Raw genomic sequence first — 12,214 nt, 5'->3', positions numbered from 1 at the left:
GCCGAGTCCGAGGAGGGGCCATGCAGGATTCGCCGGCGCGATTGCTGGAAAACGCCGCAGGGGGTGCCGAATGGGCCTGGCGGGATATCGTCGACCGATATTCTTCGCTGGTCTCGTCGGTGTGCGCGCACTACCGGATCGGCACTGCCGACGCCCAGGACATCAGCAGTGCGGTGTGGCTCCGGCTGCTGACGAACCTGGCTTTCATCCGCGAACCCGCGGCGCTGCCCGGCTGGCTGCGGACCACCACCCGGCACGAGTGCCTGAGGGTGCTGCGGCACCAGCAGCGGCAGGTCCCGACCGACAGCGCGATGCTCGTCGAGCTCACCGACCCCCAGTTCGACTCGGCGCTGATCGGAGCCGAACGCCGGGACGCCGCCCGTTACGCGTGCGCCCAGCTGCCCGGCCGGGACCGCGAACTGCTCGCGCTGCTGTTCTGCGACCCGCCCAAGTCCTACCGGGAGATCAGCGCGACGCTGGGGATCCCGGTCGGCTCGATCGGCCCGTCGAGGGCCCGGTGCCTGGCCAGGGTCCGCCGCATGCCGGCGATAGCGGCGCTGCTCGCCGATGATCGGCACGATTTCCCCGGGCATATCGTCCAGAGCGAGCGGGCGAGCGCTTGATACACCGGAGCGGTGGGCCCCGATCGCCTCGGTCGGAGCCCACCGGAGACCTCGGCCCTGGTTGGCCCACCACGTCTGTCCGCCACGGCCCTCGGCGCGGGGCTGTGCGGGATGCTGCCGGACAGCGGGACTCTCGGCCGCCCACCTCGCCACGGCCGCGGGTGCGGATCGGTTCCGCTGGTACGCGGTGGTGACCGGGCAGCGTGCTACCCGGTCACGCTCCTCGCCAGGTCGAACGACAGGCCGCTCGAGCGTTCACCGCGGCCGACGTCGCGGCGGACACTCAGCCAGAGAGCCACTCGGCCGGTCTTCGTGCGGGTCCGGTTGTACGAAACCGTCAAGCGGGTGCCCGACCGCGGGACCTCCTCCTCGTTGACGAAGTACGAGTCGCCGCGGTCGAAACCCTCCCGCAGCAACGCCGTTCTCGGGCGGATCAGGCTCGCGTCCACCTCGCTCGGCATCGCCGCCCGCTGCAGCTGGACCGCCCGGCTGTCGCCCGGCACGTGGACCGGGATGAACGGGATCCAGTTCTCCGGCACCGAGCTCATCACGTCGTACGCGATCGGCGCGCGCGGGTCGTCCGGTTGCGGTGCCGGGTGCTGCCGGCGGCGGAACGCGAGCGATTCGGCCGCCATCTCGTCGCCCGCCCGGCCTTCGCCGGTCGTCGTGCGGACGGTCTGCTCGATGCCCCACACCAGGTTGGCGCTCTCGTCGCGGACCAGGGCCACGTCCTCGAGCGCCGGGCCCGTCGCCACCTTCGGCGTGCCGGGTGGCAGCAGCATCCCGGGGGCGTCGCCGAGGGTGTACATCGACCAGTGCTCGGCGGCGCCGGCCGGGGTGATCCAGCGCCGCTCGCCGAACACGTCGGTCACGCACAGGCCCTGGACCGACGCGAGGGTGCCGGCCGGCAGGTCGCACGGCAGCTGGTACCAGTCGTTGCTGAACACCAGCGCGAACTCGAGGAAGATCAGCCGGGCCAGGTCGGTGCTGTCCGGGGTGACCGCGGCGAAGTTCGTCTTGCCGTCCTCGACCGCCCACCAGCGGGGAAGCGGCATGCCGGAGTAGCGGACCGGCGAAGGGAACACCGTCCGGTTCAGCGTGACCGGTGCCGGAGTGGTGCCCAGCGACCCCGGCACCGTGGAGAACGCGTGCCAGTCCAGCTCCCCGCCGGGGTACTCCGGCGCGGACAGCACCTGGTTGCCGGCACCGATCGAGAAGCGGTGCTCCAGCCGCCGGGGGTCCCACGCCGAATCGCCCGAGGGCCGGTCCGGGGTGATCCCGCCGGGCTGGTCGATGAGGTCGTCGAACCAGCCGGTCAGCCGGGGGCCCAGCGCGTCCAGCTGGGTCCGGCGCTGGCGCGAGAGGTCCCGGACGCCGTCGGAGGCGTGCCCGCCCCCCTTGAGGTGCTGGTAGAGCAGGTAGCCGTCGAGCCGGCGGCCGGCCACCGCCTGCGTTGCCGCCCAGACCTCGGGGTGGGCGAGCTGCGCGGCGTCGTCCGGGCCGGGCAGCGCGATCGGGTACAGCCCGGGGAACTGCTCGGCGGCGTCCCGCATCCCCGACGCCCGGGCGAGCAGCCGCAGCCACCGGCGGCCCAGCGCCAGGCGCAGGTCGAACGAGATCGGCTCGGCGCCGAACGCGAACGGCAGCGGCCGCCGCTCGGCGACCGTCTCGAGTGGACCGTCCGGCGGCAGCGGAACCGGGGTGCCGTCCGGCTCGACGTCGGAGCGGAACCGGCCCGGCGCGCTCGCCGTGACCGAGTAGGTGGCCGTCACCGGCGAACCGGCGTCGCTGCCGCGGAACTCGCCGAGCTGCCACTGCCGGGCCAGCAGCCACAGCGGGTCCCGGACCTCGGCCCGCAGCGCGCGGGCGAAGTCGGTCGTGCGCGGCCGGCCCTCCAGCCGGTTCCAGACCCCGACCGTCGGGTTTTCGCGGCGCGTCAGCGCGCCGGCGAGGTCGGCGATGCGGGGCTCACTCATGGTCTGCCTTCCAGCGGGTGTTGGCGATCGCCAGGTCGGTGCTGATCGTGATCGGCTGCCGGGTGGCCGACAGCACGGTGGCCGGCAGGAGCTGCGCGTACCCGGTGTCGTCCAGGTGCACCGGTTCGACGAGCCGCGTCTTGGCCAGGTCGAAGGTTTCGTTGACGGCGGCGACGAGGTCGTCGGCGGCCCACGTCCCGGTCTTCACCGGCGGGGTCACCAGCAGCATCGCCTGCGGTGGCTCGGAGTCCGGGCTGTCCGCGTGGACGGCGATGCTCGTGGTCTCCCGCTCGGCGGGGATCACCTCGGTCCACTCGTCGAAGAGCAGGCCGCATTCGCTGTCGGCGTTGGACGACGGCTCGGTCGCGTAGTGCGCGGTGAACAGCAACCGGTCTTCGGTGAGGTCGGCGCCGGCCGCGAACTCCATGCCGAGCCAGTGGTCGCCGGACCGCAGCGGTAGCTGGATCGGTTGCAGGCGAGTGTCGTCGTCGTCCTCGGCGTCGGAGCCGAGCAGGCCGCCGTCGCCGCGCACCGCGTCGCTGAGCAGGATGACGCGTTCCCAGAGCCGGGGCATGTCGCGGACCCGGGCGATGCCGTGCAGCCAGTCGTCCACCGGGAAGTCCCGGTTGACCGGCGCCTGCGTCAGGTGTTTCACCAGGTCGTCGCTGTCGTCGAGGGCGTCGTGCAGGTCCTCGGCCAGCTGGTTCGGGAGCGCGTACTCGGGCACCACGAGGACGTCGGTGCCGAGCATCGCCTGCAGCGCCTCGATGGCGGCCTTGGTGCGGTCCGACGGGGTCACGGCCTGGTCGAAGCCCGTGAGCGCGGTGGTCGCCGCCGCCAGCCTGCCGGCGAGCTCGGTCTGCAGCGCCCGGGCCCGGGTCAGCAGTTCGCGGCCGAACTCCACCACCTGGTCCTGGGTGGCGGTCAGGTCGAGGCCCGTGGGGTCGAAGGCGGTGACCGGCAGGCGGCCGACGTCGTCCAGCAGGTCACTGAGCGTCGTGGTGTCGGTCTCGGCGACGCCCTGGAGGTCATGGAGCCGGTCGGCGAAGTCGTCGCGCTTGTGGCGGACCGCCGAGCGAAACTCGTTCGGGGTCTTCGGGTCGAGGGCCGGCGTCGTGACGACCAGCCGTTCCGCCTGCCGCAGCAACCGGATGCGCTCAACGTCCGGAGTGGACTTCGGCAGGACGTCGTACGCGGTGAGAAGGGTGTTGGCGGCGGCGAGCGCGCCGGCCATCCGGTCGGCGACGGCGGCCACCGCGGCCAGCACGGCCGAGAAGACCCCGCGCCGCCACGCGGTCAGCTCGCCCCAGCCGCTGCGGACCACGCCGAAGCGTGCCGCGGTGCCGACGAGCTCGGCGTACCGCGTCAGCAGCGTGTCGATGCGGTCGAGCACGTCGGCGTGCTTCGGCGGCGCGGGTGACGGCGGGTACAGCTTCGCCACGTCGTCGAGGTAGTCGGCCACGTCGTCGGCGAGGTCGTCGAGGGCGTCCCGCACCACTTCCGGCCGCTTCCTCGTGACCGTGACGGCGTCGTCGAGACTCCGGTCCACCGCGGCGGAACCGGCCGCGGGGACGAGGTCGGTCGGACGCAGCGGCCGTCCGGTCGTCAGCAGCGTCCGCAGTGCGGTGATCAGCGGCGACAGCTCGAAGAAGGTGATCTTGTCGTCGATCCGCTCGGTGTAGCGGATGGTCAGCTCGACGTCCGGGCGCGGGTGGTCGTGCTCGACGACGACCCCGATGATCCGGTCGTCGAGCTCGGCCATGGCCGGGTCGCCGGTCGGCCGCACGGCCCAGAGGAGGTCGATCGGCGACAGGTCCAGCTCGTCTTGGGTGACGTCGTGGTGCTGCGGGTGTCCCTCCTCGTCGGTCCAGGTGACCCGGGCCGCGACGGATCGCGACGGCGGCAGCAGGCTGGGCAGCCAGTCGTCGACCGCGGGTTCGGCTTTGGCACGGGGCGAGTCGCCGCCGCCCGGGTTCAAGCCGGTCCGCAGCCGCAGGCCGAACCGATGGGTGAGCGTCGTGCCGCTGCGCGGTGTCTCGATCACCGTGGGCTCGGGCGGCAGGCCGTCCTTGGCGTAGGCGTCGAGCGTCGCCGAGGCCCGCTCGACGTTGCCGGCGAGCGCCTGGTGGGCGGACTCGGCGACGGCGAGGTCGGCGACGGCGTCGTTGGCGTCGCGCAGCAGGGCCGCCTCGTCGCTGATCGCCTTCTTCTGGTCGGGGTCCGCGTCGGGCAGCCCGGCGAGGCCGAAGGGGTAGGTCTGCGACACCCCGTCACCGTTCAGGTGGCGAACCAGCGCGAGACCGTCGACGACGTTCCCGGCCTCGACCTGCGTGATCTTGTCCGGTTCGGCCGCGGTCTCGGTGATCTTCCCCGCGCGCAGCGGGAACTTCAGCCGCAGCCCGGCGATGAACCGGTCGACCTCGGCTTCGGCGTGGCGGTCGTGCAGCCCGCGCTCGAACCGGTAGCCGAGCAGCGCGCCGAGCGACTGGCCCTGCCGCAGCCCGGCGAGGATGCCCAGGGCGATCCGGACGCGTCCGGAACCGAGGTTCACCGCGAAGGTGCCGGGGTTTTCGGGGGTGCGGTTGGCGACGTAGCCGGCGCGCAGCACGGCCGCGGTCCGGGCGTGCCCCGGCGACGGCGTGTGCACGAAGCCTTCGTTCTTTTCGTCGTGCAGCAACGGTTTCCCGCCGGCGAACACCGCGGCGAGCGGGCCGGTGAGGGTCACCGGGGTGAGCGGTTCCGTGCTCGGGCGGACGTCTTCCAGCCAGCCGTACGCGCCGAGGTGCAGCCCCGGCTTCGCGGTGCCGGTGCCGCCGGGCCCGAACCGCAGCTCGGCCAGCCGTTCGGTGGCCAGCCCCAGCCGCCAGGCGTCGAGCCGGTAGGCGGCCAGGTCGAGGTGCTCGGCGAGCACCCGCTCCAGCTTGGCCGTCGGCAGGCCGGCCAGCAGCCCGAGCGCGGTGACCTGCTCGGCCAGCGCGGCGGTCGGCCCCGGCTGGTGCAGAACGCCCGGGATGAAGTCGACGAGCAGCTGCTCCGGGTGGCCGGTGACGGCGGGCGCGGGGGAGTACAGCAGCCGGAACCGGCTCTCGCTGAGCGTCTGTTCCCCGGCCGCCGGGATCCGGACGTGCACGAACGGCGAGTCCGCTGTGGACAGTCCGGGTACGCCGGCGGCAGTCGCGAGGGCCCGGGCCGCGTCGTCCCAGCCGAGCAGGACCGCGTGCCGCAGCATCAGGTAGAGCAACGCCGCCGGTGGTGTGTCGTCGGTGAACCCGAGCTCCAGCCGGATCGCGTCGAGGTCGGTGCTCGCCGGGTCGCCGCCGGCCAGGTCGGCCAGCCAGCGCACGTAGTTCTTGTGGTCGGGGGTGTAGTCCCGGATCGGGTCGGTCTCCGACAGCGGCCGGTCGTCGACGAGCGGGGCCAGGATCGGCTGCTGGAAGTCGGTGAACAACCGGCGCAGCAAGTCGGGGTCCTGGCCGGGGCCGGTGGCCGCGCCGAACCGCGCGAGCAGCGCCCGCACCGGTCCCGGCAGGCCCAGCCCGTCGAGCGCCGGCAGCACGGTCGAGCCCAGCCCGCCGAGGTTCTCCCGGTTGAAGAGGTCCTCGACGCTCTGCGCGTACCGCTGGTGGTATTCGGCCGAGGTCGGGTGCAGGGCCAGGAGGTCCAGCAGCCGCTGGTGTGGGTCGGGCGCGTCGGGGTCCAGGCGCGGCACCCGGTCGACGGCCGCCGTCCAGTCCACGCCGGCCGCGGTCAGCACCTTGTTGAGCGCGCGGCGGTGGGTGGCGGTGTCGGGGTAGGCGAGCTTGGAGAACACCGTCGTCGCCACGATGCCGTAGGGCTGCCGTCCGATCTTGACGGCCGGCAGCGGGCCGCGGCCGGACACGTACTTCAGGAAGAAGTCGCGGGTGGCGGCGACCGCGGCCGGGCCGAGCAGCGGGTTCAGCGCGGTCTGCAGGAAGTAGCCCCAGGTCGCGGGCCACAGCGCGGTGTTGGCGGCGCGCGCGTCACGCTGGTCGGTGCCGTCGGCGTTCGGCATCCCGGTGAGCACGGAGGGGTCGAGGCCGAGCAGGTCGGCGAACACCCGGCCGTCGGTCCGGCTCGTCCAGTCCGCCGCGGCGGCCGCGGCGGACTGGACTGTGCTGCTGCGCAGGGCCGCGGCGGCCTCGTCTTCGGCGTCCTGCCCGGCGGCCAGCACGTCGGTGTTGTTCGTCGGCGTGCCCTGCGGCAGCAGGCTGAAACCGTCCGGGCTGCGCAGCTGCCGGGTGATGAGGGCGCCGAGGTCGGTCGCGGTCTTGGCCGGCGTGGACTGCTCGCGCAGCCCGAACGCGACGAGCCGGTCGAGCCCGCCGCGGATCTCGTCGGTGAGCGGGATCCGCACGCCCATCCCGACCGCGACCGCGCGGTCGAAGTCGGTCAGCCAGCGCAGTTCGTCCGGGACGTGCAGGACCCCGGTCTGTTCGTTCACGCTGATCTGGTCGACGGCGTTCGGGTTCGGGCTGACCGGCAGTGTCGCCGGCACCGCCGCCCCGGTGACCGACACGACCTGGCGGCTCCCGAGGTAGCCGCGCACCTGGAACCGGTCCGGCAGCAGCTGGGCCAGCGCCGATTGCGTCCACGAATCCGGCGCCGTGCTGTTCGCCGCCGGCGCGGCGAGCACGAGGAACGCGACCGAGACGTCGTTGCCCGGGTTCACCGGTGCACCGTCCACTCCGGACGGACGGCGGGCGCGGATCGCGTTCGCCCGCGTGTCGTTGTTGCTCACGGCGGAACGCAGGGCGGCGTCGGCCTGCCGCAGCTTCAGCCGGTCGCCGTGGGCGCGCCACACCGCGGTCCAGTACGCGACGGTCGGCGCCTTGTCGTTCGTCGCCACCGCGGCCGTGCTCCGGACGACGAGCACGACGGTGGTGTCGGGAAGTCCGGCCGGCTCGTCGGCGGGGTTCACGGCGACCCGGGTGGTCAGCAGCCAGGCGGCGCGCCCCGCGGCCACCCGCCCGGTCAGCTCCTGCCATGCGGCCGCCAGCGGGACCGGGCGATGCGCGGCGGCCCACCGGGCGGTCCAGTAGGCGTCGACCGCGCCGATCTCGGCCACCGTCGGTTTCGTTTCGAACTTGTCCACCGACCACTCGTCCGGGAACACCCGGACCAGCAGCTCGGTCGGTGTGAACCGGGTTTCGAGCCGGACCGGGCCGAGCAGCACCGGGAAGTCGTCACTCAAGGCGGTCATCGCGGCAACATCTCCTGTGCGTGCACGGCCACCATGACGGGGACCTGGAAAAGGATGTAGGCGAGGTCGGCCGAGCCGAGGCCCGAGAACCAGAGCGGCAGGTTCTCGTCTTCGGCGCGCTGGTCCTTCTTCTCGCGGTCGTCGTCCGACCGGTCGAAGTCGCCGAGGGCGACCTGGACGGCCGGATCCAGCTCGAGGAACCCGCTCCGGCCGGGGTCGACGTCGTCCCAGGTGAGGTCGTTCCACACCTCGACGTGGGTGGGCGGTCCGTCGTCGACGCCGAAGCGCGGGTCGCCGGGACGTTCCTTCAGCACGAAGAACCAGCCGGGGTCGACGCCCGGTGTGCCCAGTGCTTCGTCGGCGTCGAGGTCGAAGCCGAGCAGGTAGATGTCCGGCTCGACCTTCGCCTCGTACCGCGGCAGCCGGACCTGCGCCGGCGACGGCAGGCCATCGGCCGGCAGGTCCATCAGCTCACGCGGCCGGCTCGGGTCGTTCCCGGGGAACTGCGCGCGCTGCGCGTAGATCGCGGCCGTCGGGTACTTCTTGAGCAGCTCGCCGCGGACGACGAGGACGAGGTCGTCGCGTTGCGGGCCACCGGGGCGCGGGTCGTCCGGCTGCCGGTTTTCGTTGTCCCCCAGCCGGGTCGCGGGCGGCCACTCGGTGATCGGCGGGATGTCGTAGCCCCGCTCCCGCCGCTGCCCGGCGGTCTCGTTCGGCACGGGCAGTGTCGCGACCGGGTCCCAGAACTGCCGGAACGGCGTCCCGCGCTGGTCGGTGGGGTACTCCCGCCACAGCAGTTCGCGGGCCATCTCGTGGTTGAGGCCGACGAGGAAGGACTCGATGAACTCGCGGTTGTTCGCCAGCAGCGTGATCGAGTTCGGCGGCAGCAGGCGCAGGTTCGGGACGAGGCTGTCGACCGAGACGTCCAGCAGCGTCCGGTAGGTCGGCACGTCGAACACGGGGTAGGCCATGGCTTCGATGAACGCGGCGGCGAACGGCCGCAGCCGCTCGGGCAGGCTGACCGACCCTTCGAGCAGTGCGCGGGGCACGGTCTCGTCGGCGTTCAGCCCGGTGAGCACCGAGGTGGTGGTTTCGACGAGGTCCAGCGGTGGTGCGGGTTTGACGTGGCTCACGGCTACCCCCGCGTCGAAGCCCTGGTGCAGCTCGCGCAGCGCGGCCTTGAACCGCTTCGCCTCGTCGCTGTCGGAGGTACCGGGGTGCGGCGTGGGCGGCTCGCCGATGCCGCGCAGCACGAAGTCCGGGCTGTGCGCAAGGGAGTCGACGGGATCCGCGCCGGGTGGCCGGGTCGGATGCAGGGTGGCCGTCAGATCCCGGGGGGTGACCAGCGCGCCGGGGGTGACCTTGACCGGCGCCGCGACGACCGGATCGACGGGAGCGTCCATTCTGGACAGAAGTGCGGCGGCTTGGCCGGCGAAGGGCAGGGTTCGCATCAGCCGCGAGCCGGGGCGGGTGATGCGGCGCATCGCGGACGAGACGGGCGCGGTCGCGACCCGGCTGCTCGCCACCCGGAACCCGACGGCGACCTGGCTCGCCGGATCGGCGACGAGGCCGGCGGTGCCGCCCCTCGCCACGGCGCGGGTGCCGGTCCCGCCATCCGCGGCGGCGAAGGCGCTGCTGCTCGCAGCGGTCGTGACCCGCGAATGCGCCGGTGCGGTGAGCGTCAGCGACCGGCCCGGCGCCGAGGCCGGAGCAGCGGCGAGCGCGGCCGGCCCGCTACCCGTCGGCGGGTCGATGTGCTTGGCCTGCAACACGTTCCCGACCTCGCGGGCGAGCTGGGCGGCCCGGATCCGGCCGTTCGCGACCAGGACGTCGCCGACCTGGGCCCAGGCCGCGGCCATCAGCTCCTCGTCGCGGGCGCGGACGACCTGGGTGCCGAGGTTCGCCGCGATCCGGAAGCGCGGGTCGAGGTTGAGCCGGTGCAGCCAGCCGCGCAGGACTTCCGGGGACACCGGGGTGCCGTTCTCGTCGTCCAGCAGCCGGGTGGTCAGCGCGTGCCAGCGCCCGTACAGCGGTGGCGTGATCACCGGGTCCGGTCCGGCGGTGGCCGACAGGCTCGCGGCGTGGGCCGCCGCGGGCTCGTGGCGCTGGTAGTCATCGGCCAGGTTGAGCAGGCCGGCCATGGCCTCCTCGAACGGGTGCGGATAGGGCGGGGCTTCTCCGGTGTCGATGAAGTGGTCCCAGTTGTCCGCCGGGTCGATCGGGTCGCCGGTGCGTACCGGCACCTTCAGCGCACCCCGCAGCGGCAGCACCCCGCCCTGGTCGGTGATGGGCGGCAGGTCCAGGCCGGGATCCCCGTGGACGTCGAGGTCCCGCTTGCCGATCCGCGGATCCGGGGCCTGCGGGCGGAGCAGCCGCACCAGGAACTCGAAGTCGCCCGCCGTGCCCGTGGCGAAGGCCCAGCGGTGGTAGTACGGCAGGACACCCTCGGCTGGGCGGTTCGCGTAGTGCGGGCCCCAGCTCGAATACAGCGCGTTCGGCGCCACCGCCGGGTCCAGCCCGAGCCCCGCGAGCCGGCCGGACTCGAACGTCGGCACGAGGAACGCCTCGTACGCGGTGCCCGGCTGCAGGTGGCGCGGGCAGATCAGCCGCGAGCAGGCGTTGTCGGCGTTGGTGCGCACCACTTCGGCGAGCGCGGCCAGCGCGGCGGTCGTGCCGTCGGTGGCGACCGGATCGGCCAGCGAGCCGTTGACGTGCACGTGGGCCCAGGCGCCGAGCTGGTCCGCCGGCGGCAGCGACCCGGCCGGGTCCACGACGGTGATCGCGGGCAGCGGGCCACCGGTCGCCGGGACCTCGGTGAACTCGTCGCCGGTGGCGAGCACGATGAGCGCCAGCCACGGCGTGAGGCGGGTGGTGTGCCCGTCCGCGGCCGCCGGGCTGTAGCGCCAGAGGAAGTCCTCCTCGGAGAACTCGATGTGCGCCAGGTAGTTCGGCTCGACGTTGGGCACGCCGGGCCGCGGTTCGGTGCGGGAGATCGCCCGCGGGTCGACGCCGACGACGTCGCCGGGCCCGTACAGCTGGACGTCGCGGTTCACCGGCTGGGCCAGGGTTTCGTGCCCGGTGATCGGGTCGCCGGAGACCATGAGCTGGACCTTGACGGTGGCCCGTACGCCGGCCTGCGGCGGGGTCGTCACCTGGGTGCTGATCCCGGACCGCAGCCAGGGCAGGAAGGTGTAGGCGTTCGTGCTCACGCGGCACCGCCGGCGAACAGCTCCGCGGCCGGGGTCAGCTCCGTGACGGCCGGGTCCGCGGCGGCCAGCCCGGACCGGACCACGCCGCCGGCGATCGCCGCCCCGCCGTCGTCGAGTGGTGCGGCGGCGAACGACCACCGCCCGGTCTCGAGCCCGGCGGCCTGCGTCCAGTCGTCGTGGCCGGCGTCATAGACGAACGCGCTGCGGTAGCCGGCCTCGTCGCGGTCGCTCGAGGCCCCGCCGACGACCAGCACCCGGCCCGGGCCGACCGGGACGGCGCGGTGGAACGCCCGCCCGGCCGGCATCGGTGCCTTGTCCGTCCACTTCCCGCTGCTCAGCTCGAACACCTCGGCGGCGCGCTGGCTGAACGGGTCGTACGGCGCGGTGCCCGGCGAGCCCGGTGCGGTTCCGCCGGTGACGAGCACGGTGGTGCCGGACAGCCGGGTCGCCTGGTGGTGCCGTCGGGCGCGCAGCAGGGCACCGGTCGGGGCCCACAGCTTCCTGTTCGAGTCGTACAGCTCGCAGAAGGCGAGCGCGGGGTCGTCGGGGACGCCCACCGGCACGACGCCGCCGACGACCAGAACCATCCCGTTGTCGAGCGCGACGGCCGTGTGCCCGGTGCGGCCGTCGGTCATCGCCGGCGCCTCGTGCCACTTCCCGTCGCTCGGCGTGTAGCGCTCCGCCGAACGCAGGGCGGTGACACTCCCGCCGGGGCGAGCCGCACTACCGCCGGCGACGAGCACCGAGCCGTCGTCCAGCAGCACGGCGCTGTGGCCCCAGCGGGGGGTGATCATCGGGCCGGTGGTGAAGGTCCACTGGTTGCCGTCCGGGCCGTCCGGGTGGTAGATCTCGGCGGTGCCGAGTCCGGGCCCGGTGGGGGACGAGCCGCCGAGACCGCCGGCGGCGAGGACCGTCCCGTCCTGCAGGCGGGTGAGGGTGTGCAGTTGCCGGGGCGAGCGCATGATGCCGGTCGGGGTCCACGCGCCCGCCGCGTCGAGGGTCGCGGCGGTGCCGAGCGCGGCGCCGGCGGCGTCCGCTCCGCCCGCCACCAGGACGATGCCGTCGTGGAGCGGGACCGCGCCGTCGTGCTGGCCGTACCAGGCGGCGGGGGTGGGCAGGTCGTGGGCGTCGGTCCAGGTGCCGAGGGGCGCGGTGAGAGTGGTCATCGTGGTTTCCTTCGTGGAC

General features: G+C 73.7%; 5 protein-coding genes. 1 reads left to right on the top strand and 4 read right to left on the bottom strand.

Annotation, left to right across the window (positions count from 1 at the left end):
• The first annotated feature begins 20 nt into the window (after nt 1-20).
• Nucleotides 21-623, top strand: coding sequence for a sigma-70 family RNA polymerase sigma factor (locus AB0N03_RS06095; RefSeq protein ID WP_364366141.1), 603 nt, complete (start codon nt 21-23; stop codon nt 621-623).
• Nucleotides 624-829: 206 nt separating this feature from the next.
• Here AB0N03_RS06095 and AB0N03_RS06090 read toward each other — a convergent pair whose 3' ends face one another.
• Genes AB0N03_RS06090 through AB0N03_RS06075 form a run of 4 tightly spaced genes read right to left on the bottom strand, consistent with a single transcriptional unit; the run spans nt 830 to nt 12,195 of the window.
• Nucleotides 830-2,599, bottom strand: coding sequence for a hypothetical protein (locus tag AB0N03_RS06090; protein WP_364366138.1), 1,770 nt, complete (start codon nt 2,597-2,599; stop codon nt 830-832).
• Nucleotides 2,592-7,820, bottom strand: coding sequence for a hypothetical protein (locus tag AB0N03_RS06085; RefSeq protein ID WP_364366135.1), 5,229 nt, complete (start codon nt 7,818-7,820; stop codon nt 2,592-2,594). The genes AB0N03_RS06090 and AB0N03_RS06085 overlap by 8 nt, the downstream gene beginning before the upstream one ends.
• The gene (locus AB0N03_RS06080) at nt 7,817-11,029 is read right to left on the bottom strand and encodes a hypothetical protein (RefSeq protein WP_364366132.1); all 3,213 of its coding nucleotides are present in this window, start codon (nt 11,027-11,029) and stop codon (nt 7,817-7,819) included. Before AB0N03_RS06080 ends, AB0N03_RS06085 begins: the two co-directional genes overlap by 4 nt.
• Entirely contained in the window at nt 11,026-12,195 is a 1,170-nt protein-coding gene (locus AB0N03_RS06075; RefSeq protein WP_364366129.1) for a kelch repeat-containing protein, read from the bottom strand. The genes AB0N03_RS06080 and AB0N03_RS06075 overlap by 4 nt, the downstream gene beginning before the upstream one ends.
• Nucleotides 12,196-12,214: the final 19 nt, after the last annotated feature.

It is taken from the genome of Amycolatopsis sp. NPDC051061, from assembly GCF_040682935.1.
Taxonomy (GTDB): Bacteria; Actinomycetota; Actinomycetes; order Mycobacteriales; family Pseudonocardiaceae; genus Amycolatopsis.
This window is presented reverse-complemented; position numbering and strand designations above follow the sequence as displayed.

What these genes read in the sequence shown, in the direction of transcription:
- AB0N03_RS06090 (WP_364366138.1), bottom strand. Translation starts at nt 2,599, where the DNA reads ATGAGTGAGCCCCGCATCGCCGACCTCGCCGGCGCGCTGACGCGCCGC.
- AB0N03_RS06095 (WP_364366141.1), top strand. Translation starts at nt 21, where the DNA reads ATGCAGGATTCGCCGGCGCGATTGCTGGAAAACGCCGCAGGGGGTGCC.
- AB0N03_RS06085 (WP_364366135.1), bottom strand. Translation starts at nt 7,820, where the DNA reads ATGACCGCCTTGAGTGACGACTTCCCGGTGCTGCTCGGCCCGGTCCGG.
- AB0N03_RS06075 (WP_364366129.1), bottom strand. Translation starts at nt 12,195, where the DNA reads ATGACCACTCTCACCGCGCCCCTCGGCACCTGGACCGACGCCCACGAC.